We start from the raw sequence: 25,894 nt of genomic DNA on the forward strand, positions 1-25,894 counted from the left end.
AGGGCGGGGTTACCCCCGCCCTTGCGATCACGCCGGCTGAGTGACAGCCCTCGAAGCCAACTGCTTCTCGGGCATTTTCATCCAAACCATCCTGGTCGCATCCACCGCCTTGGATACTTCCTCGGCGTTCGGCTCCACCCCAGCCTTCGGCGCAAGACCGATGATGCGCTGCTTTTCGCTGGCGTCCATAGGAGCGGGGCAGCGATAGATCGCGGTCCCGTCCTTGACATCAACGATCACCACGTAGGTGCCGTTTGCCTCAAGCTCCTTGGGTGCCTTGAAGACCCTCGGCTTTTCGGCAACGGCACGCTTTTCTCCGTTGCGGGCAGCCCAGTAGTTGACGATACCGGTGATGCCCTTCCCGTAAGTATCGTGGGAGAAGTTTTTCACCTTTTCAGCCAAGTTTTCAGCGGTAAAGCCCATAAACTCAGCCCAGGCAAATACACTTGCATACTTCTCAAACGAGCGATCCCACTTCCAAGGGGTCAAGTTTGCAGTGCCCATGTATTGCACCTTTGGAGCCTTTACGTTGAAAGCTCCATACATGCAACGCGTCGGCGCAAGCCACTTGTTCGCACCCTCTTTGGGCATGGGAACCTGCTTGCGAAGCATCTCGCGCACAAGCTCGTCTAGCCGCTCTTCGGACATGGCCTCACAGGCCACGCCGTAGGAGTGGGCAAGACGCTTGTAAACTCCTTCACGCTTCCCTTCCGCCGCTTTCCTATCGAGATCGCGAGCTTCCCGTTCAACGTGCGCTACGCCATCAAACAGTTCCGACAAAGGCTTCTTTTCAACTTCGTTAGACATCGACTGCTCCATCTTGGAGGGTCCGGCAATTGTGTCCGGTCCACCACCGAAGTGGCCGCTTGTGCGCTACAAAATGGGCGGCAAATGCCGACCCGAGGTTGACGCAAGGGCAGGATTGCCCTCACGGCAACCGTTCTACCACCTTTTTGGGCGCATGGAAAGAAGAAAGTGTAGCTTGGGGCGCTTCTCCTCCTTCACTCGAAGTGAAGTCCCAAGGATCTCAACACAAAATATCGTACTTCTGGACTCGCCTCAGGTGAGTGAAGGATAAATCGCCATTTCGGCACACCATTACTATTGACTCAGCCCGACAATGGCTCTAATGTGCTTGGGCGCTTCGGTCAATGAAAATTGGGTAGCGCAGCAAATCCAAAATCGCTCAACAACGACGCGCTTCACATGAGTGGGGCGCGCATTTTGTCATGAAAGGACGCAAGATGCTAAGTGACGCACTGTATGAAGGCGAGCGCTCTATTCGCAAGTACCAGCTTAATATGCCAGACATCTATGACCGCTATGCGGATCGCATCAACGCTATTCGAGCACAGATGATCGCACTGATGACCGAATTGGACCGTCCTGTTGAAGGTGGGCTCGACGACGTGCCAACCTATCAGGCAGCACTCAAAGGGGATCCCACGGTCTATGATGCGTTCATGGAGAGCGACCTTCCTCCCCACGAGTGTATGGAGCGCATCAAGGCTGGAACTCTCTAATGTGCACGGGGGACGCGGACGCAATTGCCGGCCCCCATGCCGCTCGATACGGCCGAGGCACGTCTCGGCCGAAGCGTGAGCCTGTTGTTTAGGGAAATACATCACCGTACAGGTTCGCACGTGCCTGGTGCGTTCACTCAAAGTGAAGCCGACAGCTTCCACTCGGGCCGCAGGTGGTCCTTCATCAGTTCGAGCTTCACGTCTGCGTAGAAGCGGTGAATCATGTCGCTGCTCGTGCCGGTGTTGCGGGCCAGGATGAAGATGTCCACGCCGGCGATGAGCTGCTGGCTGATGTAGAAGTGCCGAAACGAATACGACGTGCGGCGAACGCCGCGATGGTCGGTCAGCAGGTCACAGACCGCCAGCAACGCCCCCAGGCTCTTCTTCACGCTGTCCATGCGTTCGCCCTTGGGCGTGATGAACACCGGCTCGGTGTCCAGGGGATCGCGGTCCATGGCGCGGACCCACAGCATCCACAGCGTATCGAACCAGGGCAGCGCGGCGGGTTGGGGCACGAAGGTCCGGGCCTTGCCCTTGCCCCGCACGCGCAGGCGGATGTCGCGCTCACCCAGCGGCTTGTTCCGCCCGTCCCGATAGCCGAGCACGTCCCCCCAGTTCAGACCCTTCATTTCCGTGGGACGGCAGCCCGTGAATGCGGCGATCATGATGTAGGCGTGTAGGATAGCCCGGTCCCGTCGAACGTGCTCGTTGAGCTTCGGATCGCTCATACGGGCCATCGAGGTTTCGACCAGCCGACCGAACTCGTCGGCGCTGAAGCTGGGGCGGGGCACATCGGGGGCCTTGAGGACCTCGACCTCGGGGATAGCCGCCTGCTTGATGTAGCCCTGCTTGGCGGCGTAGCGCAGCAGCATGCGAAGGAGCACCGCCTCGTTGCGCTGCCGGGACAGCGTGGGCGGACCGCGCTTCGTAATGGGCCGGCGAATTTGCCGGCCGGCGCGCATGTAGGTGATGAACGCGATGTCCCGGCCCGGTCCCTTGGTCCAGTAGTCCTTGCGCCATTCCGTGTAGGCGTCGATGTCGCGGTCGGTGATCCCGTCCATCGCTCGGTCGCCGAAGTAGCCCACCATGTAGCGCCGGATGATGCCGGGAAACTTCTCGCCCTGCTCCTTCTTGCGCTCGCCGCGTTCGACCTCGCGTTCGATCTTGGCGATGAACTCCTCGGCCACGTCGCCGAAGGTCTTCACCGTGGCAGTCAGCCCGTTCTCGGTGCGGTAGAGCGCCTCGTAGTAGACCTTGCGCGCTCGCTGATTCGCCTCGGCCTCGTCCATGGTGTCGAGCGACTTCCTGATCTGGCCCTGCCCCTTGATCGAGAACCGAACCCACCACTTGCTGCTGCCCGCGCGTTGGAACAGCTGAAACGGCTCTGACACAGCCCCCTCCTGACGGCTTCAAACTCTTTGGTTGCAGCTTACAGCCATCAACACCATTGGTGGAGGCATTCTAGCACAGTGGGCCAGCACAGCGACGAGGCGGGGGGCCGCAGGGGGCGCAAATCGTCGCCCACAGGGGTTCACACTGCTGCCCGGACTGTGCTGCGATTGTGCTAGCACAGCGGACCAAGAGGAAAATGACGTGAGGGAAATCAATGACTTAGCAGGAGAGGAAAGTTGTCCTCTGCGACTGTGCTAGGTCTGTGCTAGGTAAGCCTTACTTACCTACCGCACCACTAATCCCTTGATCTAAAAGGAGAAAGTGGTGCCCAGGGGCGGAATCGAACCACCGACACGGGGATTTTCAGTCCCCTGCTCTACCAACTGAGCTACCTGGGCATCCGGCGCTGCGGGTTTGGCCGTATCGGCCGGCGCAGCGCGTCGAGGGCCGCTTTGTAGGAAAAATCCGGGGACCTGTCCAGACAAAAAATCGAAAAATCTCCACGCCGCGCCTTCGCGATGAAAGCGGGGATTCGGGGCGGCTACAGCCCGCTCAACCCGTCCGCTTCCAGCACCGTTTCCGGCAGGATCAGCACCAGCCCGTCGAAGGGCTGGAGCAGGACCCGCGGGTTGCGCGACGTGCCGCAGGCCCGGTACTCCAGCCGCACCGCCTCGATGCGCTCCGGCAGCATGCGCGCGCGGTCGGTGATGAGCTGCCACGCCAGGACGCAGGTGTTCTCCTCGTCCTGCGCGATGGCGTAGTCGTAGTCGCCGTAGCGGTTGCGCCGCGCCGCGTCGGCGACCGTCGCCGTCATGTCGGGGAACTCGGCGGCCAGCGTCCTCGTCAGGCTCTCCAGCGTGTAGAGCGGCACCGGGAAGACGCGGGCCGGCTGGACCAGCGCGCCGAACAGGCTGTCGGGCAGGGTCTGCACGTCCACGGTCAGGCGGTTCTCGCCGGGAAGGGCCGTCGGGTTGCCCAGCACGACGCTGTAGCTCTTGTACACCGCGCCGGTGGAGCGCATGCGGGCGGCGACGATGGGGAACTGCGGGTTGTCGGGCAGCGAGACCGGCAGGGCCGTCGGCTGGACCCGCCGCCACGGCGTCGTCGACTGGGTCAGGTTGTCGCGCACCCAGCCACCGCAGCCGGCGGTCAGCAGGGCGGTGGCGAGAACGGACAGCCGAAGGAACCTTGAAACGCCGGACATGCGCGCGCCTTTACCAGTCGTGGTAGATGGTTTTCCACGAGGTCTCGACGGCCTCGCGGGATTCCCGGGTGCTCAGCCGGTCGTCGATCGACTTGAAGAGCTTGTAGGCTTCCTCCACGCGTTGCAGGTTGTACAACGCCCAGCCGCGCATGATGCCGAGGTTGCGCGGTTCCGGCACCAGCTCCTTGCGGGCGTCGAGCAGGCGCAGCACGTCGTGGTAGCGCTTGTCCTCCAGCGCGCGGCCGGCCTCGGTCGACAGCAGACTGGCCCTGACCTCGGCCTTCTGGGCCGGGGTCAGGTTGAGGCGCGCCAGATCCTGGGTCAGCCCCACCGTGTCGCCGGTCGACAGCCGGGCGATGGCCTGCCCGTAGGCGTTCTCCTGCGCACGCGTCATTCCTCCCTCGGCCTCGGCCGCGCCGCGCACGCTGTTCCGCGCGGCGCCCTGCCCGCGGACGGGTTCGCGGGCGGCGAGCGCCTGCGCCTCGACAAAGGCGGCCTCGGCCTCCGACGGTCGCTTCAGCTCCAGCAGGCACCAGCCGCGCTGCTGGACCAGGGCGACGGTCGGACCGCTCCGGGATATCGCGCGCTGGATGGCGGTCAGGCAGCCGGCGAAGTCCCGGCGGGCCAGCGCCTGATCAAGCTCGCTCGGCCCCTGCGGCCCCGCCGGGCGGCCGCCGCCCCCGCGCGGCGGATCCACCGACTTCAGGGCCTGATCGACGCGGGAGGACTTGCCGCGCCAGGGCTCGGCCGCCGCGCGCGCCTCGGCCTTCCTCCCCAGCCCGGCGTAGGCGAGGATCAGCCCCTCCGCCGCCTGGTCGGAGGGGGACCAGCCGTTGGCCTCGGCGAACCAGCCCTGCGCCTCGGCGTATTTCTTCTGCCGCTGGAAGTACCAGCCGAGCGCCAGCGCACCGCCGGAATCCTGCTTCTCGCGGATGGTGCGTTCCAGCTGCGCCAGGTCGGAGGCCGACAGGCTGCCGGGCCGGGCGGTGCCGGCGCGCTCCAGCAGCCGGCCGGTCTCGATCTCGGCCTCCGCCGCGCGGACGGCGGCGTAATCCTCGCCGGCCGCCGGGTTGGCGGTGGCGCCCAGCGCCGTCAGCTCGCGGATCTGCGCCTGGCTGAGATGGCGCGACGCCTTGAAGATGGTGTCGCGCCGCTCCTTGGCGCTGGGGCACTGGCTGACGATGGTCTTGTAGGTGTCGAAGGCGCGGTCGGTCTGCTTCAGCTCGGCGTAGGCCTCGGCCAGCCGCCACGCGTTGTCGAGCCGGTTGCAGGCCACCGCCTCCGGCTGGGCGGCGGCGGCGTCGATCACGTCCTGCCAGCGCTTGGTGTCGCTGGCGCCGCGCAGGCGGCCCGCCGCCTCGGCGAGGTCGAGCTCCTTGAGCAGGTTGGCCGAGGGCTGCCAGGACGGCGTCTGGCGCCGCTGCTCGGCGACGGCGGCGCGCGCCTCGGCGATCTTGCCGGCCGACACCAGCGCCCAGAAGGGACTCTCGTCGACCCCGGCGGTCGTTGGCTGCGGCGCGAACAGGTCCTTCGGCGGTTCCCAGGTCGGGTCGAGGGCGCGCAGCCGGGCGATCTCCGCCTCCAGCCGCTCGACGTCGCCGATGCGGGCGTAATAGCGCAGCGCCGTCTCGTCGACCTTGCCGGGCTGGGGGGCGGTGCCGCTGCCGGGCGCGGGGGCGACCTCCACCTTGACGCCGGGGGCCAGCGCCCGGCCGCCGGGACCGGACTGCGCGAAAGCCACGGGGGCAAGGGAAACCGTGGACAGCAGGACGCCGAGCAGCGGGACGGCGAGACGCGTCATGGTTCGAACCCCAGGCTTTGCGCGGCAAGAGCGGCCATATGAGCCAGCGTGGTCGAGTAGTAATCCTCGTCCGGCCCGAAGGCCGGGACCGTCACCTCGTTCCCGGTGCCGGCGATGCGGCTGGCCAGCCGGTAGACCGCCAGCATGCCGACCGAGGCGGCGACCTGCGTCGTCGTGCCGCCGGGCAGCGACACCGTCGCCGGAACGGCCGTTCCGCCGTACTTCGCCGCCAGCATGGCGAAGGGCCGGAAATAATAGGGGTCGCGGTAGCCGTCCCAGGCCAGATAGAGCGGCACCCGCACCGCGTCGTAGCCGTACTGCTTGCGGAAGCCCTCGGCCACCGTCGGAGTGCCCCCGCTGTCCAGCGCCACCCAGTCGGCGGGAAGCTGGAAGCTGCCGAAGCGCGCCTTGGACAGCAGAACCAGCCCGCTGTCGGCGACCTTGCGCCAGATCTCGGCCCCCGGCAGCGCGGCGAAGGCGCGCAGCGCCGGGAACACCCAGTAGCTCGGGTTGAGAACCAGCGTGTCGCCCTTGCGGAAGCCGTCGCGGCCGGGCAGCAGCAGGGTCATGCCGGCCTGCTCCACCACCACGGCGGCGGCCAGCGCCTTGACGATGGCGGCGGCGGCGGTCCGGTAGGCCTCGGCCTTCCAGCGCTCGGCGCCGCGCAACAGCGCCCAGGCGATCAGGATGTCGCCGTCGGACGCGTTGTTGCGGTCGGTGACGCCGCCGTCGGGCTGCCAGCGCCACGCCGCCAGCCCGTCGCCGCGCACCATCAGGTTGCGCTGGGTCCAGCCCCACATGCGGTCGAAGGCCTCGCGGTCGTCCGCCGCCTCGGCCAGCAGCATGCCGTAGCCCTGCCCTTCCGAATGGCTGACGCCCTTGTTGCCGGTGTCGACGACCCGCCCCTCCGGCAGCAGGAAGCGCCGGGCGTAGCCACGCCACGCCGCCGCGTCGTAGGGGGCCGCCAGCGCCGGGCCGGGCAGCGCCAGCAGGCCGGCGACCGCCGCGCCGGTCGTCGCCGCTGCGATCAGCACGTCCCGCCGCGATGGCCGCCGTGACGGCGTGGTCATGATCCGCTCCGCTTCGCGTGGCCGGGCTTCAGCAGCAGACGCATGGCGACCGTCAGAACCACCGCCGTCCCCAGCAGCAGCCCGAACAGCAGCTCGATCCGCTGCGACAGGTTGCGTGCAAGAATCAGGATCAGATTGCCGATGTCAAAGGGATTGAGGATGACCTGATAGGGACGCGACGCCTCCAGCGCGGTCATCGTCGGGGCGGCGCTGCTCCACAGGCCGCCGCCGCCGCGCAGCTTGTCCCACAGGGCGCCGTCGCCCAGGCTGCGCATCGCGCGGTCCAGCGAACGCGAATCCGACGCGGTCAGCAGGGTCCAGGTCAGCGTTTCGGTGCCCGGCGCCTTGTATTGCAGCAGGGCGGCCTCGGGCAGCGTCTCGGTGTTCTCGGTCAGCGCCACGACGTCGACCGGGGTTTCGACCACGGTCCAGCGGTTGACGTAGCGGGCGGCGGCGGCCATCGCGCGCCGCGCCCAGTCCGGCACCCAGCCGGATGCCGCCGAGGCGGCCTCCCTGCCGTCGCCGGCCATGCGCTGCCAGCGGCTCTGCGCGCCCCCCTCCGGCACCGGAGCGATGGGGGCGAGCGCGCGGGAGCCGCCGCCGATGCGCCCGCCGTTTCCGGTCCAGCCGGTGCGCAGCCGGTCGACCAGGGCGCGGCGGTCGGCCGCCGCCATGGGCTCGCCGCGGGCGCTGGCCTGGGCGATCAGCGCCCCGGCCTCCAGCAGCCCGGCCAGCCGGTCGGCCGGCAGCGGCGCGCTGGCGAAGACGGCCTGCGGCAGCGCCGCCATCGGGCCGACGATCAGGGCGTTGTCCTCCGGCCCGCCTTCCCAGCCGACATAGGGCACGATGCGCAGCACGTCGCCGGCCTTCTGGGCCAGCCGGGCCGCCATCGTCCAGGCGGCGCCGAACCAGGACGGATCCTTGCCGACGACGACCAGATCGAAGGGAGCGGTGGGGTCGCGCCCGGCCATCCCGCCATAGGGATAGGCGGTCTGCGCCAGGGTGGCGAGGTTGGGCAGCGTGACCAGCCGGGCGAAGCCGGGGATCTCGATGCTGGAGCTGTCGTGCAGCGTGAAGCTCGGCCGCCGCACCGCGAAGACGCAGTCGGTGCCGCCGGCCGGCGGCAGCTCGGCCTCGACCTCGATGACGTTGGGGCCGGGACGGAACAGCGCCATCGGCAACTGCATCTCGCCGTTGTCGATGATGCCGCTGGAACGCTTGTCGATCTCCATCGCGGTGGCGGCGCGGCCGTTGACGCGGACGTTCAGGATGGCGCCGGGGCCGAGGTCGCCCTCGAAGGCGCCATTGACGTGGAACAGCACGGCGCGGTCGCTGACCGGCGCGTAGCCGGTGGGCAGCGTCAGGGTGAAGCGCCCGGTGTAGCGGTAGCCGCTGTGCTGCACGCTGGGAAAGCCGAGGTCGGAGAGGCGGTAGCGCCCCTCCTCCTGCACCTCGCGCGGCGGCGGCGGCGCGGGCGGGCTGTCGGAAACGATGACGCTGCTCTGGGTCGGCAGCGGGCGGTTGACGTCGGCCAGCCGCATCACCGCCTGATCGACCTCCGCCGGGGTGCGGCCCGAGGCGACGCCCACGAAGGCGCCGCCGGCGGCTCCCCCCGGCCCGTTCGCGCCGGCAGCCGGATAGACCGCCAGGAACGGGCCGGTGATCGCCGCCGCGCGGGCCTCGCCGAGCAGCGGGGCGAGCTGGTCGCGGGTGCCGATCAGGATGTTCTTGGCGCTCGGCAGCGGCATCGTGTCGAGCGGCGAAGCGGGTGCCGGGCCGGTTCCCGGATTGCTTCCGGCCTTCACCGGCGGCAGCGGCGCGGCGATGACCCGCGGCGACTGGTCGCCCAGCAGCAGCCCGTAGGACTGCGCCACCATGGCGCCCCAGCCGAGATGATCGGCGTCGATGTCGGGGCCGGCCTTCAGGATGGCCAGCGGATCGCGCGCCCGGTCGGAGGCGGCCAGCAGTTGCCGCATCATCGCCAGGTCGGGGGCCGGCGCGCCGCCGTCCGACACCAGGGTCAGCGAGGAGGCCGCCAGATTGACCCGCGCCCACAGGTCGTAGGTGCCGCGCACCGTGCAGATGGCGCGGTGCTGGGCGTTGCTCTGGAAGACGATCAGGTTCTCGCCGGGCCGCATCAGGCTGGCCGGCAGGGTGATGGTGGCGTTGACCGGCCCGCGGAAGGCGGCCAGCGGCAGCTCCGCCACCGCCGCGCCGTTGATGAAGACGGCGAGCGCCCCCTTTTCCGGCAGGATGTCGATGCCGTTCTCGTAGCTCAGCGTCAGCAGCACCGACGACAGCGGCCCGGTCGGCGGGATGAAGGCGCGGAGCGCCGCCGTGTCGGTCTCGCCGTTCAGGGTGACGTCGGGCGGACCGTCGCGCAGGCTGGACAGCGGGATGAGCCGGCGGTCGAGCGCCTGGGCCGGCGCCGCGATTCCCGCCCACAGCGCGGCGGCGACGCCGAGCGCCGCCAGCACCCTGCCGGCTTTGGAGAAGGCCATGGCGGTCATGGCGCGCGGAACGTCACGATTCGCGCCACCGCGCCCGGCAGGGCCAGCAGAACCTGTCCCATGCGCGGAACCACCCGTGTCAGGAAGAAGAACAGCCCGCCGAAGAAGGTCGGCGCCCGTTCCCGCTTGCGGTCGAGGAAATCGTCCCAGCCGACGCTGTTGCCGAAGACGAAGCGCGCCATCTCGACGATATCCTGGCGGTCGCGCGGCGCGAAGCCGGCGCCGACGGACAGCCCGCCGCCGCGCGACTCCAGCCGGTGGATGCGCACGCCGGTGGTGGTCGCCGCCTCCGTCTCGGTCGCGGTGATGGTCAGGACCGGGTTTTCCGGCCGCGACAGATGCTCGCGCCACTGCGGCGCCACCTCCAGCCCGACGCCGCCGGCCGACACGTCGGCCACCGTCACGTCGAGGCTGCTGCCGTCGGCGAAGGCCAGAACCGCCGCGCGGTCGACGGTGAAGCGCTCCTGCCGGCGCACGCGCTTGCGCTCGTACACCACGGCCAGCCCGCCCAGCGCCAGCACGAAGCTCAGCAGGTTCCACACCGCGACCGGCACGATGGCGGCGCGGTGCTCGGGGAAGATGGCGTAGCGCCACGCGCAGGCCGCCAGCCCGAGCCCGAGCAGGAAGGTGACGACGATGAAGGGGGTGGCGAGCGGCGAGAAGCCGTCCTCGTCCACCGACTGGCCCTTGGCCGTCACCTTGAACACCGGGTTGCGCGGCCGGATGATCGTCGCCAGCGCCGCGCGCGAGACGTGGAAGCTCTGGAGATACTCGTAGAGTTCCGAGAACAGCGGCCAGCGCATCCGCCCGTGCAGGAACTGCGACAGGAAGGCGGCGGCGAAGACGTGCGGGATGACGAAGCAGGCGAAGTCGGGCAGGTTGATCCGGTAGATCTCCAGGCCGAACAGCGCGTAGCACAGCGGCGACAGCAGGAAGATCGGCCGCCAGAACCAGAAGAACCAGTAGAGCATGGTGCTGAGGTAGCACAGGCGCTGCGGCACGGTCAGGCCGCGCTTGAACAGCGGGTTCTTCAGCAGGAAGAGCTGGATCATGCCCTGGGTCCAGCGCGAGCGCTGGACGATGAAGCTGTCGAAGGTTTCCGGTTGCAGCCCGGCGATCAGCGGTCGCGGCAGGTAGACGCTGCGCCAGCCGCGCGAATGCAGTTCCAGCGCGGTCTCGCAATCCTCGGTGATGGTGTCGCCGGCGAAGCCGCCGACCTCCTCCAGCGCCGCGCGGCGCAGCACGGCGGCCGAGCCGCAGAAGAAGGCGCCGTTCCAGCGGTCGAGCCCCGGCTGGATCGAGTAGTAGAACATCTCGTTCTCGCTCGGCATCCGCTCGAAGGTGCCGAGGTTGTATTCCACCGGGTCCGGGTTGACGAAGAAATGCGGGGTCTGGACCAGGAACAGGCCGGAATCCTGCTGGAAGAAGCCGACCGTCGCCTGGAGGATGCCGACCGTCGGCACATGGTCGGCGTCGAGGATCAGCACGAGGTCGCCGCCGGTCTGCGCGAAGGCGTGGTTGATGTTGCCGGCCTTGGCGTGCTCGTTGCGGGCGCGGGTCATGTAGGTGACCTGCAAGCGTTCGCACAGCGCGGTCAGCGTGGCGCGCCGCTCGCTCGCGGCGGCGGCGGCCTCTGGGTTGGCCTGGTTGATCTTCTGATCGGTGCCGCCGTCGTCCAGCAGATAGACCCGCAGCTTGTCCTTCGGATAGTCGATGGAGACGGCGGCGGCCAGCGTCGTCTCCAGCAGCTCCGCATCCTCGTTGTAGGAGGGGATGTAGACGTCGACGCTGGGCCAGAAGGCCGGATCGCCGGTCGGCTCCGCCGGCTCGCGCTTCAGCGGGTCGATGATGACGAACAGCGAGGTCAGGAACAGGACGAAGGACAGCGCCTCGGCCGCGAACAGGGTCACGCCGGGGATGAAATTCACCAGATCCTCGACCGGCGGCATCGTGCCGGTCAGCCGCCAGAAGAAATAGCGGAAGGTGACGAAGGCGAGCAGCAGCACGGTCAGCGTGCGCGCGTGCCAGAATTTCGGCGCGAACCGGCCGAGCACGAAGGCGGCGGCGACGACGCCGGCCGAAATCGCGGCGCTGGCCACGCGCCCGACCGGCAAGGCGGCCAAAGCAAGAAACAATCCTGCCGAAAGCAACAAGAGAACCCACAACAGCAACCCCCGAAGGGTGAACCGGCGTGGGCGCGGGTTTGGCTGACGTTTTGCTTGTTGCGCCTTATTGTTCAGGGATCGAACAACACTCTGCGCGCCGGGGTTGGATGCCATACAAGTCCGCGGATTTTTCGGTTGCCATGATAGACACCCCCTCCTTATGGCTCAAGCATGGTTACAATTCGTTACGGCGCCGCGACGTTTCCCCCCAATGTCGAGAAAAGGGCCGCCCTGTCGGCGCATGGGCGGCGGCGGACCGAAGAGACGGCGTGGGCAATCCGGCGCCGGGCACTCCCAGCACGCTGACCGGCGCAGGATTGGACGGCGATGTTATGATGGCCTTCTCCTGTCCTTGATCTTTGGAACGATTCTCAAACTCTAATGTTTGTAATTTTACCCCGGCAACAGAGCAATCGGCCGGAATTTCCCACCCTTCGACAGGCCCGGCCCCGCAACCCTCTCCGCTCTTTCAGGCGGCGCGACGCTGTTGCGATCCGTGCGGACGGGTGATCCGGATCGATCGGCGATTTATGCTTCGAAATCGAACCATTCGGGAAAACCCCACTCCCGATGGTTTCATCCCGACACGCCTGCGTGGCTCTTCCAAAGCGCAGCGGACAAATCCGAGCGTGCCGGATCATAGTTCGGCGCTATGCCCGTCCGGCCTCGGCGCGCTCCCCAGCAGGGCAAGCCGTCCAGCATCCCGGACCCATAGGCGGTCCCCTGCATGCCCGGCGCTTTCCCCGCCCGGCCGGCGGCCCGCCCGCTCACACCACCCGCCGCTCAGGGGCGGGCCAGACACCATCACGCTCCGGCGCCGCCGAGTCGCCGCACGGCCTGAGGGAGGCCGCGCGACGGCTTGCGCCCGGCTTCACATCGGGGGGACAGGACCATGACGGATCGCATTCGCGTGATCATCCACAACCAAAGCCGGCTGTTGCGGGAATCGATGCTGAACATCCTGGACGACGCCTTCGAGGTCATCGACCCGCTCGACCGGCTGGGCGGGGCGGCGAACGGCGGCACGCGCCTGGACGAGCACGGGATCGGCGGGACCGGCGGCGGGGTCCGGCACGGGGATGACGGGCGCGGAGACGACGGTCATGGAGACGACGGTCATGGAGACGATGGGCGGCCGCCCGACATCGTGCTGTTCGACCTGCCTTCGCTGAAGGTGGACGCCTGGAACTTCCGGTCCTGGTACGGCGACCGGGCGCGGCTCGCCATGATCGCCGACGAATTCTCGCCCCACTGCATGCGGGTGGCGCTGCGCTTCGGGGTGCGCGGCTATCTGCTGAACCGCATGTCCTCGACCGCCTTCATGCTGGCGCTGCGCCTGATCCACGAGGGAGAGCCGGTCTTTCCCGAGGAAAGCCTGGATCATTTCTCCCCCACGCCGGTCCGCAAGCCGGCCGACGAAGCCGGCCTGCCGGTCCAGGAGACCGAGCTGTTCGGCTATCCCGGCCTCTACCCGCGCCACGCCCGCATCCTGAAGCTCATCATGGACGGGCACAGCAACAAGGAGATCGCCCGCGAGCTGGATCTGACCGAGGATCTGGTCAAGCTGCACGTCCGCCACATCATGCAGACCATCAACGTGCGCAACCGCACCCAGGCGGCCCTGTGGGCGGCGCAGAGCGGGATCATCCAGGACATGGAGTATTTCGTCGAGCGGTTCGGCTCGTAAAGCCTTTCCGGCGGCCTGGGCTCCGCGACCCTGCCCTGCGCGGGATCCGGGGCCGGGGAGCGTGACGGGAGGCGCGTTTGCCGCCATGGTGCGGGGTGGGCGGATCGTCGCCCGTCCCCGCAACCGTTTCCGGTCCCGCCCGTTCCCGATGTCGTCCCCCATGCCGTCCCTGGCCCTTCTGTCCGACGCCTTCGCCGTGATCGCGCCGGTGTTCCTGGTGGCCGCGATCGGCTATGGCTGGAACCGGGCGAAGCTGCCCTACGACAGCGCCTTCATCACCACCTTCGCCATCAACGTGTCGTCGCCCTGCCTGGTCTTCTCGGCGCTGACCCGCCTGCATCTGGGCGGCGACGTGATGGCCGAGATGGCGGTGGCGGCGACCGCCTGCATGGGGCTGGCCGGGCTGCTGTCCATCCCGGTGATGCTGGCGGCGCGGCTGCCGCTGCGGGTCTATCTGCCCGCCATGGCCTTCCCCAACGCCGGCAACCTCGGCCTGCCGGTCTGCCTGTTCGCCTTCGGCGAGGAGGGGTTGAGCCTCGGCGTGCTGTTCTTCGCGGTGATGTCGGTGTCGCAGTTCACGCTGGGGCCGGCGCTGGCCGCCGGACGCTTCGATCTGGGCCAGATGATCCGCACCCCGTCGATCTACGCGGTAGCGCTGGCGGTGGCGGTCCAGCTGAGCGGCCTCGCCCTGCCCCAGTGGATTTCCAACACCACCACCCTGCTCGGCAACTGCGCGGTGCCGCTGATGCTGCTGGCGCTGGGCGTCGCCCTGTCCAAGCTGAAGCTGTCGGGGGCGGCGCGGGCGCTGTCGATGTCGGCGCTGCGGCTGGGGCTGGGCTTCGGCGTCGGGCTGCTGGTGGTGTCGGCGATGGGGCTGACCGGGACGATGCGCGGCGTCGTGCTGCTGCAAAGCGCGATGCCGGTCGCCGTCTTCAACTATCTGTGGGCGCTGCGCTACGACAACCGGCCGGAGGACGTGGCCGGCATGGTGCTGGGCTCGACGGCGCTGGGCTTCGTCGGGCTGCCGGCGCTGCTGATGATGGTGATGTGAAGCAACCGGAGGAGAAGCACGCGATGGCGCACAAGCAGCACCGCTACGGGGTCCGGCTCGACTGGACGGGCAATCTGGGAACCGGCACGTCGTCGTACCGGGGCTACAGCCGCGACCACAGCCTGAGCGCGCCGGGCAAGAGCGTGGCGATCCCCGGCAGCTCCGACCCGGCCTTCCGTGGCGACCCCGCCCGCTGGAACCCGGAGGAATCGCTGGTCGGGGCGCTCGCCGCCTGCCACCATCTCTGGTATCTGGCGCTCTGCTCCACCAACGGAATCGTCGTCACCGCCTACGAGGACGAGTCCGAGGGGGTGATGGAGGAGGAGCCCGGCGGCGCCGGCCAGTTCGTCAGCGTCGTTCTGCGCCCGCGCGTCACGCTGGCGCCGGGATCCGACCGGGAGAAGGCGCTGGCCCTGCACCACGAGGCGTCGGCGAAATGCTTCATCGCCCGCTCGGTGAACTTCCCGGTGACGCACGAGCCGGTGGTCGTGGTGGCGGAGGGCTGAGCCCTCCGGCCATACGTTTCCCTGGTCCCCTACCCCAGCAGCCGCTCGAACAGGTCGTCCGGCCCCATCTGGCCACCCTTCAGCATCAGTTCCAGCCCGTCGGTGGCCGGGTCGTCGCCGTGGGTGCGGCTGACGGTGACGCCGGGCGACAGCGCGGTGCGGTAGGACAGGCCCCAGCAGCCGAGCGCCCGCACGGCGAGGCTGGAGGTGTCGCCCCCGGCGATGCCGACCCGGCGCAGCGGCATCGCCCGTAGGACCGAAGCGACAAAGGCGGCGGTGGCGGCGGCGACGTCGCCCGCCCGCCCGGTGTCGGCGGTGGCCGCGTCGGCCGGCGCGGTCCACACCAGCGTGTGGCGGCCGTCGCGCAGGTGGACGGCGACCTCAGTCAACAAGGATTCGGCGTAGGCCGGATCGCCGCACAGGCGCGCGGCGTCGGCCTGGAGGCGGACGTAGCTGCCCGCCGCCTCGATCTGCCGCCGCGTCACCGGCGACAGGCTGCCGGCCATGACGAAGACGGGGCCGTCGGTGCGGGCCAGCGGCGTGTCGTCGGGGGAAGACGCGACCTGTTCCGTGTTCCAATGGGCGGTCAGCGCCTGGGCGACGCTGCTCGGCCCGACGGCCAGCAGGGGAGCCCGTTGCGCGTGGCTCCAGATCAGCCGGCCGGCGACCGCCAGATCGGCCGGGCGCCCGATGTCGAGCAGCACCGCCGGGGGAGCGGACTCCAGCAGGCGGTCCAGCGTCGCCGCCGGGTCGCCGTCATAGTCGGTGTAGGGCAGCGCCGCCATCCCCTCCAGCCCCTGCGCGGCGAGGTGGAGGCGCAGATCGGCTTCGGTCATCGGGGTGACCGGGTGGACCCGCATGGTCGGGTGGCGGTCGATCCGGTGGACGGCTCCCCCGGCCCCGGCGGCGGCGAAGAGGGTGCCGAACAGGCAATAGCGCCCGATGTTGGGCTGGCCGCCGACCACCGGGACGAAGGGGTTGGCGAAGAAGGGCCGCAGGGTACGGACAGCGGCGCCGATGCTGCCGATGCGCGGGGCGCTGTCGAAGGTCGAGCAGCATTTGTAATGCATGACCCGCACCCCGAGTTCGGCGAAAAAGCGCCCGGCCGGCTCCAGCTCCGCCGCCATCGCGGCGGGGGCCAGGGTGCGCGAGGCCCCGGCGATCCCGACCGCGTCGAGCGGCCCGACCGACTCCAGCCGGGCCGCGTCCGGCCGGTCGAGGAACAGCAGCGCCCGCTGCCCGGCCTGCGCCAGGGCGGCCAGCGTGTCGGTCGCCCCGGTGAAGTCGTCGCCGTACCAGCCGAGCCGTGGGCCGAGCCGTGGTGTGGAGCCGCCCGCCGCCATGCCTCAGCCCTTCTTTCCGAAGAAGTCGAGCGCCCGGCGCAGCTCCGCGTGGTCGCGCGCCGCCGCGTCGAGACTCACCCCGGCGCGCACCGCGTCCCACGCCTGCCGGATGCCGAGCACGCCGGCGGCCGGGCCGTCGGGATGCGCCATGATGCCGCCGCCGGACATGAACAGCAGGTCGGCGGTGCCGACCGCCTCCCAGGTGACCGGCACCGTCCCCGCCCATTGCCCGGAGGAGAAGGCCGGCATCACGGCGTCGTCGGTGCCCTCGGCGAGCGGCGCCAGCGACGCCCGCGCCCCGTCGATCACCTCCTCGTCGGGCTGGGCGAACTTGCCGTTCAGGCCGTGGACATGCATGTGGTCCACGCCGGCCAGCCGCCACAGCGCCTGATAGGCGTCGAAGCCGATGCCGAGCAGGGGATGCCGCGAGAACGCCCCGAAGCCGTTGCGGTGCCCGTGCAGCGCCAGCCCGCTGTGGCGGCGCAGCGTCTGCACGGCCGAGTAGCCGCACCAGTTCAGGCTGACCATCACGCAGCTTCCGCCCTCGCGCTCCACCAGATCGGCGTGGCGGCGCATGGCGTCGGTTTCGTCGGTGATGTTGAAGGCGACCATCACGTGCTTGCCGGTGCGGTCCTGGTGGCGGCGCACCCGCGCCATCACCGCCGGAACCCGCTCGGCCAGCGGCGCGTGGGCCGGGTCGGCGCAGATCTCGTCGTCCTTGATGAAGTCGAGCCCGGCCGCGCACAACGTGCCGACCAGTTCGCCGGTCTCCTCGGCCGACAGCCCGACGTTCGGCTTGATGATCGAGCCGACCAGCGGCCCGTCGGCCACCCCGGTCAGCCGCCGCGTGCCGGCGACGCCGTGGCGCGGCATGTCGAATTGCCGGCGGTAGGTGGCCGGAAGCTTCACGTCGACCAGCCGCAGCCCGGTGACCTCGCCCAGATCATAGAGGTTCCCCGCCACCGTCGCCGCCAGCGTCGGCAGATTGGCGCCGATGTTGGCGGTTGGGAAGGCGATGCGGACGCGGGCGCGCCGCCAGGGACCCGGCGTCCGCTGCCGTTCCAGCCAAGTGTTGGGCAGGCTGGGGGTGTCGGCGGGCGGAAGCTCCTCCACCGACTCCACGATGGCGCGGGCGCGGGCGCGCAGGTCGTCGGTCTCGCCATGGACGCGGGTGAAGGTGCCGCAGGACTGCTCGCCCGCCATCACCTCCGCGACGCGAACGGGGTCGAGCGGCGTTTCGATCAGGTAGCTGGCTTCGATCATGTCGGCGCGCATGGAACCCACCGCCTTCACAGGGTGCCGAGGTCGGGGAAGGGGCGCACCGGGTCGCGGCCGTCCCAGTCGATCGAGGCGTTGCGGATCAGGTCGAACATCTTGCCCTTCGGGCCGGCGACCTCGGACAGCTCGATCACCGTGCCGGGGTGGTATTCGGTGTCGAAATAGACGAAGCGGCCCTTCTCGCCGACCTCGCCGCTCATCACCGGCTTGAAGCCCTGTTCGGTCAGGCGGGCCAGATCGGCGTCGTAGTCCTGGGTCCAGTAGGCGACGTGCTGGAGCCCGGTGTTCCCGGCCTTCAGGAAGTCGCGGTACATCGACGGCGCGTCGTTGCGGGTCTGGATCAGCTCCATCTGCAACGGGCCGGAGTTGGCGAGCGCCACCGAATTGTGGACCTCGTAGGATTCCCCCCGGTAGGTGTAGTTCCTGATCGGAACCCGCTCGTTGTAGAACCAGGGACCGATGCCGAGCGTGCGGCTCCAATAGTCCATGGCGGCCTCGATGTCGTGCACCACGTAGCCAGCCTGACGGATCTGGCCGAAGAATCGGCTCATTGCGAACTCCCGAACACTAGGATGTGAGGTGGACCGGCGGCTCAGCGAGCCAGGAAGCCGGTGGAAATCCAGGGGATGGCGGCGACCACGACCAGCCCGACCAGCAGGGCGGCGACGTAGCCCCAGATGTGCTTCAGGCCCTCGTCGGGGTGCACCTTGCTGATGGCGCAGGCGCCGTAGTAGCCGACGCCGAAGGGCGGGGCGAACAGGCCGATGCCCATGGCGAAGATGACGACCATCGCGTAATGCACCTCGTGCACCCCGGCGGCCCGCGCGATGGGGAACAGCAGCGGGCCGAACAGCACGATGGCGGGGATGCCCTCCAGCACGCTGCCGAGGATGATGAAGGCGACGATGGAGATGGCGAGGAAGCCGTAGGCGCCGCCCGGAATGCCGGCCATCCAGGCCGCGAGATCCTGCGAGAAGCCCGACTGGGTCAACCCCCAGGCCATCGCGGTGGCGCAGCCGACGATGAAGATGATGGCGCCGGTCAGCGAGGCGGTCTCGATCAGCATCGGCTTCAGCCGGCGCCAGTCGAACTGGCGGTAGACCAGCAGGCCCATGATGGTGGAGTAGGCGATGCCGATGGTCGACACCTCGGTCGCCGTCGCCACGCCCTCGACCACCGCGGCGCGGATGACGAAGGGCAGAGCGATGGCCGGCAGAGCGATGGCGGCGAGCTTGGCGATCTCGGCCTTCGGCGTGCGGGGAACGTGGGTCAGATCCTCGTGGCGGTAGCGCCACCAGACGACGGCGCACAGCGCAGCACCCAGGACGACGCCCGGCAGCATGCCGCCGGTGAAGAGCGCGGCGATCGACACGCCGGTCACCGATCCGATGGTGATCAGCACGATGCTGGGCGGGATGGTCTCGGTCTGCGCGCCGGTGGCCGACAGCAGCGCCACCAGATCGCCCGGAGGGGCGCCGCGCTTCTTCATCTCCGGGAACAGCACCGGGGCGATGGCCGCCATGTCGGCGATCTTCGAGCCGGAGATGCCGGAGACCAGATACATCGCGCCGATCAGCACGTAGGACAGGCCGCCGCGCACATGGCCCAAGAGGCTGGCGAGGAAGGCGATCATGGCGCGCGCCATGCCGGTCATCTCGATCAGCAGCCCGAGGAAGACGAACAGCGGCACCGCCAGCAGGATCAGGTGCGACATGCCCTCGTCGAGCCGGCCGACCATGACGAGCAGCGGCGTCGTGGTGGTCAGCGCCAGATAGCCGAAGGTGGCGAGCGCGAAGGAGAAGGCGATCGGCACCCCGGCGAAGACGTTCACCGCGACCAGACCGACGAAGAAGATCAGCAGGTTGGCCTGCCCCAGCGGCTTCAGGAACGGCCCGGCGAACCAGAAGCCGGCGACCACGGCGGCGGTCAGCGCCGTCGCCGCCAGCACCGTCGCCGGCCGGCCGATGCGGACCAGACGGAACAGCGCGGCGATCATCATCAGCGCCAGCCCGGCGGGGAGCGCCGAGGCGCGCCACGCGTTGCTGATCTCCAGCGCCGGGGTGACGATGAACTGCTCCTCCACCGCGTAATCGACGGCGTGGTAGAGGATCATGCCGAGGAAGGCGACCGGGGCGGTGATCGCCAGCGTCTCCAGCAGCGCGCGCGGCTGCGGACCGACCCGGCTGACCAGACCGGTCATCCGCATGTGCTCGCCACGGCGCAGCGCCACCACCGCGCCCAGCATCGACAGCCAGAGGAACAGGATCGAGGCCAGCTCGTCCGACCACACCAGGGGGGTGTGGAAGACGTAGCGGGCGGTGACGCCGGCCAGCAGGACGGCGATCTCGACCAGCACCAGGAGCCCCGCCACCAGCTCCACCCCGACCGACAGGCCGCGGTCGAAGCGGCCGGCCAGATCGGCGACGGTGCCGCCGCCCCGGTCGGCGTAGAGGGAAACGGGGTCGGAGGCGGGATGCGACATGGGAGGCTCCTTCATCGATTCAGCCGGCGGCGCGGGAGGGGATTCGCGGTCAGGCGAGCTTGCCGACCGCCTCCTCCAGAAGGCCCCAGGCCTCGTCGCCGAAGCGGCCCTTCCATTCCGAATAGAAGCCGGCGTCGCGCAGCTTGGCGCGGAAGCTGTCGGGCGACGGCTGGTTGAAGGCGAGGCCCTTCGCGGTCAGGTCGGCCTGCACCGACTGGTTCAGCGCCTTGATGTCGCCGCGCTGGGCGACGCCCGCGTCGTTGATGGCGTTGGAGACGATGGTCTGGAGATCCGGCGGCAGGCCCTTCCAGCTGCGGCCGTTGGCGATGAACCAGAAGCCGTCCCAGATGTGGTTGCTGAGCGCGCAGTTCTTCTGCACCTCGTACAGCTTGGCGACCTGGATGATGGGGAGCGGGTTTTCCTGCGCGTCGACGATGCGGGTCTGCAACGAGGAATAGACCTCGCTGAACTGGAGGCTGGCCGGGGCCGCCGACAGCGCCTTGAACATGGCGATGCTGAGCGGGCTGACCGGCACCCGGATCTTCAGCCCGTCCATGTCGGCGGCGCTCTCGATCGGCTTGCCGCTGGTGGTCATCTGGCGGAAGCCGTTGTCCCACATCTTTTCAAAAGCGTGCAGGCCGACCTTGGAAATGGCGGCGCGGACATGGGCGCCCAGCTTGCCGTCCATCGCCTTCCACACCTGATCGTAATCGGCGAAGGCGAAGCCGACCGCGTTGATCGCGGCGACCGGCACCAGCGTGGCGATGACCAGGGCCGAGGGCGTGAAGAAGGTCAGGCCGCCGCTGCGGACCTGCGACAGCATGTCGGTGTCGCCGCCGAGCTGGTTGTTGGGGAAGATCTTGATGACGACGCGGCCCTTGGATTCCGCCTCGACGCGGGCGGCGGCCTCCTGGGCGCGGACGTTCAGCGGGTGGGTCATCGGCAGGTTGTTGCCGTACTTCAGCTCATACTCGGCCGCGCGGGCGACGAGCGGCATGCCGATCACCGCGCCGGCGGAGCCGATGGCGGGGGTGGCGGCCAGCGCCTTCAGCATGGTGCGGCGGGTCAAACTGGTCATCGTCGATCCTCCCTTGCGTTTTTGATGTGATCTGATGTCAATTGATGATTGTTGGCTGGACGGTAGGTCTAGCGGACATCGGTGTCAAACGACAAAGATGATGGTTTTTGATGGTCAGCACGATGGCGGGTGACAATGGACGGGACGCCGCGCCGGACGCTGCGGGAGAGTCGCGCGGCCTGCCGCGCATCGCCGACATCGCCCGCCTGTCGGGGGTGTCCACCGCCACGGTGGACCGCGTTCTGAACCAGCGGCCGGGGGTGCGCGCCGCCACCGTGCAGCGCGTGCTGAAGGCCGCCGCCGAGCTGGACTATCTGCCGGAGGAGGAGCTGCACGCGGCGCTGGCGCCCAAGCCGATGCGGCTGGCCTTCCTGCTGCCGGCCGGCGACAACCGCTTCCTCAACCGTCTGGGCGAGACGATCCGCGCCTCCGACGCCCGGCTGGCGCCGCAGGGCGTGCGCGCCCAGGTCGAGTTCATCAAGAGCTTCAACCCCGACCTTCTGGCCCGCAGCCTGTTCCAGCACGGCCGCAAGGCCGACGGCGTCGCCTTCATGGCGCTGGAGCATCCGGCGGTGCGCGAGGCGGTGGACGCGCTGGCCGAGCGCGGCGTGCCGGCGGTGACGCTGATCTCCGACATCCTGAACTGCCGGCGCGCCGGCTATGTCGGGCTCGACAACCGGGCGGCCGGGCGGACCGCCGGCTACCTGATTTCGCGCTTCCTCGGGCGCGGCCCGGCCAAGGTGGCGATGATCGCCGGCAGCCTGAGCTACCGCGCCCATGAGGACCGCGAGATGGGCTTCCTGCACTACCTGAAGGAGAACGCGCCCAACATCGAGGTGGTGGGCCTGCGCGAGGGGCACGACGACGACGGCAAGACCTACCGCCAGACCCGGATGCTGCTGGGCCTGCACCCCGATCTGGCCGGGGTCTACAACATCGGCGGCGGGCCGGAGGGGGTGGCACGCGCGCTGAAGGAGACGCGGCGCGAGCGCGAGATCGTCTTCCTCGGCCACGGCCTGACGCCGGAGACCCGCAGCCTGCTGATCGACGGCACGCTGGACGCCGTGATCACCCAGGATCCGCGCCACACGCTGGCAGCCTGCGTGACGATCTTCGGCAACCTGCGGGCCGGGCGCCCGCCGATGCAGGGCGTCGAGACGCCGCGCGGCGAGGTGATCTTCCGCGAGAACCTGCCGCAGGGGCTGCTGCCCGATTCCTGACCCGCTTCAGGCGCCGGCCAGCAGGCCGGGGGCGGCGTGCAGCCGGGCGGCGTCGCGCATCGGCGGCTCGCCGAACAGCCGGCGGTACTCCCGGCTGAACTGCGACGGGCTGTCGTAGCCGACGTTGAAGCCGGCGGTCGCCGCGTCGGCCGTCCGGCCGAGGATCTGCCGGCGCGCCTCCTGGAGGCGGAGCTGCTTCTGGTACTGGAGCGGGCTCATCGCCGTCACCGCCTTGAAATGCTGGTGCAGCGCCGACCGGCTCATCCGCGCCTCGGCGGTCACGGCGTCGATGCTGAAGGGCGCGGCGTAGTTGCGCTTGATCCAGGCGATGGCGCGGTTGACCTGCTGGAGCCGGCTGTCGGCCACGGCGATCTGGCGCAGCTTGGCGGCTTGCGCGCCGGTCAGCAGCCGGTAGAGGATTTCCCGCTCCGCCAGCGGCGCCAGGACCGGAGCGTCGCGCGGGGCGTCGAGCAGCCGCAGCAGCCGCGCCGCCGCGTCGAGCAGCTCCGGCGTGACCGGGCTGAGCGACAGGCCGGGCGGCGCCTCCGCCTCGCGATCACCGGCGGGGAGGCCGCCGCCATCGCGACCGTCCAGCCCGGCCTCCATCATCAGGGCGCCGAGCATCGCCGGGTCGAGGTCGAGGCGCAGGCACAGGTAGGGCCGCTCGGGCGACGCCTCCACCACCTGCCCGACGACCGGCAGATCGACCGACACCACGAGATACTCCGCCGCGTCGTAGAAAAGGACACGCTCGCCCAGCATCACCTGCTTGCGCCCTGTAGCGCGCCGCATGGTTTGACGTGATCCGCCGCATGGTTTGACGTGATCAATCCGGCCAAACAAGTGACGGCAGCTCGTCGATCATCTCCTCTGGAGTGAGCGGCGCGCGCCGGCCCGCCAGCACGTCGTCCAGCGCGGCAAAGCAGACTTGCCAGACGGCCGAGCGCCACGCGCGGACAGCGCGTGCCTCCGCGTCCCACTGCGGGTTGGGGTCATCGATGTACGAGACGGCAGCGGCAGCAGAGGCGTAGTTGCGCGCCGCGACGGTGGCATCGAGGTGACGCTGCACCGCCTCCGCGACCCTGGCCTTGAGCGTGGCCGTGACCTCAGCCAGCGGGATCGGCTCCACATCCCAGACGCGTACGATCCGGTTGTTGGCCGGGTCCGGCTTGTCGGTGTAGGTGGTAGCCTGCCGGTGCGTGGCCGCGTCGAAGGTCGGGATTTTCTCGAAGATTTCCATGGGAGAAGTCACCTCAAAGCGGCGTAAAGCCGGAGGGTGGGGCGAAGATCAACCCGGAATTGATCCGCCAGGATTGAGCGCCGCTTGTGCCGTCCATGTAACCGGCCGGGTAATAGACGCCGGGCAGCAGCGTGAACATGGGGTTTGCCCCTGTAACGGGATCGCCGCCCCCTTGCCAGACACCGTTTTTCCGGGGCCAGACGCCGAGCGTATAGGTGTTGACAGCAAACCCTAGAACGTCACCGGAAGTATAGGTCGATCCGAATGCGGTTCCAGAGCCGTTATTTGCCTTTGTTCCGTTACTATTGTATCCGTAACCCCGCGCGTTGCCAACGAAAGCTGTATTCGTCAGGGATGCTCCAGCAACGCACACGCCAGCAATCCTTTGACCAGTTCCAGAATCAAGCGCAGTCAACTCGTAATACTTGAGGCCGGCGATTTCTGTGTTTCCAAGCACGGAGCCATAACTTGTTGTCGAAACAACGGTATTGGCGGACGATAGCGTCAATCCGGTTCCGATCTGGGCGGGGTCCCAAGTCCAACTGCCGTCCGTGGCCGGGATGCCAATGGCCTGCCATCCCGTCCCGTCGCAGACCAAAATTGCCGACGCTCCACGCGTGATCGCTACCGTCGCGCTGCCGTTGATAGTCTCACTGCCGGCCGGATCGACCGTGATCGTGCCCGACGACGTGTTCTTGAGCAGGATCGAGAACCCGTTTCCGGCGCTCGCGGCGGCAGGCAGTCCAAGCGTCCACGTCCCAGACGCCAAGATGAGCAAGCCGGCGTCGGCGGTGGTGACCGTGTAGGCGGCGGTCTTGGAGGCTACCCCCGCAAAGCGGCCGCTGCCGAGGCTGGAGGGCCGGACCCACCGGACAACGGCACCGGACGCATCGTAGAGGGGGATGCGGTCCGCCTCGCGATCGATGTTGAGGCTGGTCAGTTCCGTCAGGTTGGGCAGCCAGCCGGCAAGGGCGGCCGGAGTGACGGCCTTGGTTGTGCTGGTGCCCGTGGCAGCCTCCGCGCCGGTCGCGGCCGGGAGGCCTGCCTGCCCCGTCACGTAGCCGGTGCCGGCCGGGTTGACGACCAGCGCCTTGCCGGCGTCACCCATCGCGATCGCCGGCAGATTGACCCCGGCGGCGGCGGCCTGCGCTTGGTCACGGTAGCCCTTGGCCGCGTCGCGGTAGGCCAGAGCCAAGTCGTTTGCAGCATTGGCGGCGGCGACCGCCAGTAGGACAATGTCCTTAGCGGCCCCGGCGCTGGTCGCGTGCCGTTCGCCATCGGCGACCACGGCACCGACATAGGCCGACACCGCGCCCAAATCCTCCAGCGCCGCCGGGAAATTGATGACGTGGCCGGCGACCAAGCCGTCGTCGCTCTCGTCCAGTCCACCAGCGTTCTCGACGGAGTGGAAAGCGCGTGAGTTGTAATAACCGTCCACAAGCCGGCCGATGGCCGCGTCGGGGCGCGTCGTCATCCAATGATCTCCAGGAGCTTCAGGGTGGCCGACCACAGGTCGCCCTCGTTCTGCGTGACGGGCACCGTGCCGTCTTCAAGGGTCGTGAGCTTGACCCGCCGCCACTGGTGGCGGGTCTGGCCGATGTCCTCGATCATCAGCAGCGGGCCGGACTTGCCAAGGCGCAGGCCCATGTCGTGCAGCCGCATGGCCTCGTCCTCGGTGAGGTCGTCGAAGCGCACGGTCTTGCGCACCGGCGCCGGCCGGCTGTCGGGGATACGGCGCCCACCCGGCGTGACGTCCACCGGACTGTTGTCCACCGGCTCCAGCACCATGCCCCAGTTGTGCGGCCAGTCCGGCCGGAAGGCACGGGTGACGAACAGGTGGCCGAGGTCGAGCGGGGCGCCTCGGTTGTCTATCTCCACCCGCAGGGCGGCACAACGCGGCGAGCGTGGCGGGCGGGTGAGGAGCTGGGGCGTCTTGCCGGCGAGGTCGCGGACGGTCGGGCCGCCGGACCAGTAGTTGCCGGCGTAGTAGCTGCGGTCCTTCCGGCGGTCGGGCGAGGGGTAGACCCGCAGGAAAGGCGTGTCCGGTCCGCCCTCCAAGACGTCGGCCGGCGTCCGGTTGGTCGGGTGCGACCACCACGTCAGCCGGAAGGTGGCCTTGGGGTGGATCGACCCGCCGGCGATCACCAGCGTGTCCCATTTCGTGCGGGAGCTGAAGACGACGTCAAACCACGCGTCGGCCGGGTCGCCGGACACACAGCGCGCCGTTGTCTCCTTGACGGTCGGGTCGAGCAGGTTATCCAGCGGCCGGACCCAGTTGCCACCGGACAGGGTGGCGGTCAGGGCAAAGTTTTCGTCGAGGATGGCGGCGGTTCCCATCGGCAGC

21 protein-coding genes and 1 tRNA gene are annotated in these 25,894 nt (G+C 68.9%); 5 read left to right on the forward strand and 17 right to left on the reverse strand.

The genetic code is table 11. The features are described 5' to 3' along the window. Positions 1–27: 27 nt before the first annotated feature. Complete coding sequence (locus J2847_RS25175; RefSeq protein ID WP_209781532.1) at positions 28–819, reverse strand: hypothetical protein; 792 nt, start codon at positions 817–819, stop codon at positions 28–30. Between the two features lie 410 nt (positions 820–1,229). Here J2847_RS25175 and J2847_RS25180 point away from each other — a divergent pair, with 410 nt between their 5' ends. Beyond that, complete coding sequence (locus J2847_RS25180) at positions 1,230–1,523, forward strand: hypothetical protein (RefSeq protein WP_209781533.1); 294 nt, start codon at positions 1,230–1,232, stop codon at positions 1,521–1,523. A 137-nt stretch (positions 1,524–1,660) separates the two neighbouring features. Here the strand turns inward: J2847_RS25180 and J2847_RS25185 are convergent, their stop codons facing one another. The 7 genes from J2847_RS25185 to bcsA all read right to left on the reverse strand — a co-directional run bounded on the left by J2847_RS25185 (position 1,661) and on the right by bcsA (position 11,779). Then, a complete protein-coding gene (locus tag J2847_RS25185; RefSeq protein ID WP_209781534.1) occupies positions 1,661–2,914 on the reverse strand; it encodes a tyrosine-type recombinase/integrase in 1,254 nt (417 codons plus the stop codon). A 323-nt stretch (positions 2,915–3,237) separates the two neighbouring features. Next, positions 3,238–3,313, reverse strand: a tRNA-Phe gene (locus J2847_RS25190). A 143-nt stretch (positions 3,314–3,456) separates the two neighbouring features. Then, positions 3,457–4,119: a cellulose biosynthesis protein BcsN gene (bcsN, locus tag J2847_RS25195; RefSeq protein ID WP_209781535.1), complete on the reverse strand. Its 663-nt coding sequence runs from the start codon at positions 4,117–4,119 to the stop codon at positions 3,457–3,459. 10 nt (positions 4,120–4,129) lie between these two features. Further along, positions 4,130–5,920 carry a hypothetical protein gene (locus J2847_RS25200; RefSeq protein WP_233474772.1) on the reverse strand — a complete coding sequence of 597 codons (1,791 nt, stop codon included), beginning with the start codon at positions 5,918–5,920 and terminating at the stop codon, positions 4,130–4,132. Beyond that, positions 5,917–6,990 carry a glycosyl hydrolase family 8 gene (locus J2847_RS25205; protein WP_209781536.1) on the reverse strand — a complete coding sequence of 358 codons (1,074 nt, stop codon included), beginning with the start codon at positions 6,988–6,990 and terminating at the stop codon, positions 5,917–5,919. Before J2847_RS25205 ends, J2847_RS25200 begins: the two co-directional genes overlap by 4 nt. Beyond that, entirely contained in the window at positions 6,987–9,500 is a 2,514-nt protein-coding gene (locus J2847_RS25210; RefSeq protein WP_209781537.1) for a cellulose biosynthesis cyclic di-GMP-binding regulatory protein BcsB, read from the reverse strand. Before J2847_RS25210 ends, J2847_RS25205 begins: the two co-directional genes overlap by 4 nt. Beyond that, complete coding sequence (bcsA, locus tag J2847_RS25215) at positions 9,497–11,779, reverse strand: UDP-forming cellulose synthase catalytic subunit (protein WP_209781538.1); 2,283 nt, start codon at positions 11,777–11,779, stop codon at positions 9,497–9,499. The genes J2847_RS25210 and bcsA overlap by 4 nt, the downstream gene beginning before the upstream one ends. 778 nt (positions 11,780–12,557) lie before the next feature. Between bcsA and J2847_RS25220 the strand changes: the two genes are divergently transcribed. The 3 genes from J2847_RS25220 (at position 12,558) to J2847_RS25230 (ending at position 14,909) form a co-directional block, all read left to right on the forward strand. Further along, positions 12,558–13,352, forward strand: a complete 795-nt coding sequence (locus J2847_RS25220; RefSeq protein WP_209781539.1) for a LuxR C-terminal-related transcriptional regulator — start codon at positions 12,558–12,560, stop codon at positions 13,350–13,352. Positions 13,353–13,512: 160 nt separating this feature from the next. Beyond that, on the forward strand, positions 13,513–14,403 hold the full coding sequence (locus tag J2847_RS25225) for an AEC family transporter (protein ID WP_209781540.1): 891 nt from the start codon (positions 13,513–13,515) through the stop codon (positions 14,401–14,403). Between the two features lie 23 nt (positions 14,404–14,426). Beyond that, complete coding sequence (locus J2847_RS25230; RefSeq protein ID WP_209781541.1) at positions 14,427–14,909, forward strand: OsmC family protein; 483 nt, start codon at positions 14,427–14,429, stop codon at positions 14,907–14,909. 29 nt (positions 14,910–14,938) lie between these two features. On the opposite strand, the gene J2847_RS25235 is transcribed toward J2847_RS25230, so the two are convergent. The 5 genes from J2847_RS25235 to J2847_RS25255 are packed head-to-tail and all read right to left on the reverse strand — an operon-like array spanning position 14,939 to position 21,090. Next, positions 14,939–16,252 carry a four-carbon acid sugar kinase family protein gene (locus J2847_RS25235; protein ID WP_209781542.1) on the reverse strand — a complete coding sequence of 438 codons (1,314 nt, stop codon included), beginning with the start codon at positions 16,250–16,252 and terminating at the stop codon, positions 14,939–14,941. Between the two features lie 3 nt (positions 16,253–16,255). Beyond that, the gene (locus J2847_RS25240) at positions 16,256–17,527 is read right to left on the reverse strand and encodes a ribulose-bisphosphate carboxylase large subunit family protein (RefSeq protein WP_209781543.1); all 1,272 of its coding nucleotides are present in this window, start codon (positions 17,525–17,527) and stop codon (positions 16,256–16,258) included. Between the two features lie 14 nt (positions 17,528–17,541). Beyond that, positions 17,542–18,081: a VOC family protein gene (locus J2847_RS25245; RefSeq protein ID WP_209781544.1), complete on the reverse strand. Its 540-nt coding sequence runs from the start codon at positions 18,079–18,081 to the stop codon at positions 17,542–17,544. A 41-nt stretch (positions 18,082–18,122) separates the two neighbouring features. Then, positions 18,123–20,012 carry a TRAP transporter large permease gene (locus tag J2847_RS25250; protein WP_209781545.1) on the reverse strand — a complete coding sequence of 630 codons (1,890 nt, stop codon included), beginning with the start codon at positions 20,010–20,012 and terminating at the stop codon, positions 18,123–18,125. 49 nt (positions 20,013–20,061) lie between these two features. Next, on the reverse strand, positions 20,062–21,090 hold the full coding sequence (locus J2847_RS25255) for a TRAP transporter substrate-binding protein (RefSeq protein WP_209781546.1): 1,029 nt from the start codon (positions 21,088–21,090) through the stop codon (positions 20,062–20,064). A gap of 110 nt (positions 21,091–21,200) precedes the next feature. Here J2847_RS25255 and J2847_RS25260 point away from each other — a divergent pair, with 110 nt between their 5' ends. Continuing rightward, positions 21,201–22,310, forward strand: coding sequence for a LacI family DNA-binding transcriptional regulator (locus tag J2847_RS25260; protein WP_233474774.1), 1,110 nt, complete (start codon positions 21,201–21,203; stop codon positions 22,308–22,310). Between the two features lie 6 nt (positions 22,311–22,316). Here J2847_RS25260 and J2847_RS25265 read toward each other — a convergent pair whose 3' ends face one another. The 4 genes from J2847_RS25265 to J2847_RS25280 are packed head-to-tail and all read right to left on the reverse strand — an operon-like array spanning position 22,317 to position 25,887. Further along, positions 22,317–23,102: an AraC family transcriptional regulator gene (locus J2847_RS25265; protein WP_209781547.1), complete on the reverse strand. Its 786-nt coding sequence runs from the start codon at positions 23,100–23,102 to the stop codon at positions 22,317–22,319. Positions 23,103–23,136: 34 nt separating this feature from the next. Beyond that, positions 23,137–23,550: a hypothetical protein gene (locus tag J2847_RS25270; protein ID WP_209781548.1), complete on the reverse strand. Its 414-nt coding sequence runs from the start codon at positions 23,548–23,550 to the stop codon at positions 23,137–23,139. A gap of 13 nt (positions 23,551–23,563) precedes the next feature. Beyond that, positions 23,564–25,024 (reverse strand): SPRY domain-containing protein, encoded by a 1,461-nt coding sequence (locus J2847_RS25275; RefSeq protein WP_209781549.1) that lies wholly within the window; start codon positions 25,022–25,024, stop codon positions 23,564–23,566. Continuing rightward, positions 25,021–25,887 (reverse strand): hypothetical protein, encoded by an 867-nt coding sequence (locus J2847_RS25280; protein WP_209781550.1) that lies wholly within the window; start codon positions 25,885–25,887, stop codon positions 25,021–25,023. The genes J2847_RS25275 and J2847_RS25280 overlap by 4 nt, the downstream gene beginning before the upstream one ends. Positions 25,888–25,894 lie beyond the last annotated feature (7 nt).

The organism is Azospirillum agricola, assembly GCF_017876095.1.
GTDB classification, from domain to species: Bacteria; Pseudomonadota; Alphaproteobacteria; order Azospirillales; family Azospirillaceae; genus Azospirillum; species Azospirillum agricola.

Bases quoted from the DNA above. Each gene is read 5' to 3' on its own strand.
- J2847_RS25260 (WP_233474774.1), top strand. From the start codon at position 21,201: ATGGTCAGCACGATGGCGGGTGACAATGGACGGGACGCCGCGCCGGAC.
- J2847_RS25225 (WP_209781540.1), top strand. From the start codon at position 13,513: ATGCCGTCCCTGGCCCTTCTGTCCGACGCCTTCGCCGTGATCGCGCCG.
- J2847_RS25270 (WP_209781548.1), bottom strand. From the start codon at position 23,550: ATGGAAATCTTCGAGAAAATCCCGACCTTCGACGCGGCCACGCACCGG.
- J2847_RS25235 (WP_209781542.1), bottom strand. From the start codon at position 16,252: ATGGCGGCGGGCGGCTCCACACCACGGCTCGGCCCACGGCTCGGCTGG.
- J2847_RS25175 (WP_209781532.1), bottom strand. From the start codon at position 819: ATGGAGCAGTCGATGTCTAACGAAGTTGAAAAGAAGCCTTTGTCGGAA.
- J2847_RS25255 (WP_209781546.1), bottom strand. From the start codon at position 21,090: ATGACCAGTTTGACCCGCCGCACCATGCTGAAGGCGCTGGCCGCCACC.
- J2847_RS25245 (WP_209781544.1), bottom strand. From the start codon at position 18,081: ATGAGCCGATTCTTCGGCCAGATCCGTCAGGCTGGCTACGTGGTGCAC.
- J2847_RS25265 (WP_209781547.1), bottom strand. From the start codon at position 23,102: ATGCGGCGCGCTACAGGGCGCAAGCAGGTGATGCTGGGCGAGCGTGTC.
- J2847_RS25210 (WP_209781537.1), bottom strand. From the start codon at position 9,500: ATGACCGCCATGGCCTTCTCCAAAGCCGGCAGGGTGCTGGCGGCGCTC.
- J2847_RS25180 (WP_209781533.1), top strand. From the start codon at position 1,230: ATGAAAGGACGCAAGATGCTAAGTGACGCACTGTATGAAGGCGAGCGC.
- J2847_RS25230 (WP_209781541.1), top strand. From the start codon at position 14,427: ATGGCGCACAAGCAGCACCGCTACGGGGTCCGGCTCGACTGGACGGGC.
- bcsA (WP_209781538.1), bottom strand. From the start codon at position 11,779: ATGGCATCCAACCCCGGCGCGCAGAGTGTTGTTCGATCCCTGAACAAT.
- J2847_RS25240 (WP_209781543.1), bottom strand. From the start codon at position 17,527: ATGCGCGCCGACATGATCGAAGCCAGCTACCTGATCGAAACGCCGCTC.
- J2847_RS25205 (WP_209781536.1), bottom strand. From the start codon at position 6,990: ATGACCACGCCGTCACGGCGGCCATCGCGGCGGGACGTGCTGATCGCA.
- J2847_RS25275 (WP_209781549.1), bottom strand. From the start codon at position 25,024: ATGACGACGCGCCCCGACGCGGCCATCGGCCGGCTTGTGGACGGTTAT.
- J2847_RS25280 (WP_209781550.1), bottom strand. From the start codon at position 25,887: ATGGGAACCGCCGCCATCCTCGACGAAAACTTTGCCCTGACCGCCACC.
- J2847_RS25250 (WP_209781545.1), bottom strand. From the start codon at position 20,012: ATGTCGCATCCCGCCTCCGACCCCGTTTCCCTCTACGCCGACCGGGGC.
- J2847_RS25220 (WP_209781539.1), top strand. From the start codon at position 12,558: ATGACGGATCGCATTCGCGTGATCATCCACAACCAAAGCCGGCTGTTG.
- bcsN (WP_209781535.1), bottom strand. From the start codon at position 4,119: ATGTCCGGCGTTTCAAGGTTCCTTCGGCTGTCCGTTCTCGCCACCGCC.
- J2847_RS25200 (WP_233474772.1), bottom strand. From the start codon at position 5,920: ATGACGCGTCTCGCCGTCCCGCTGCTCGGCGTCCTGCTGTCCACGGTT.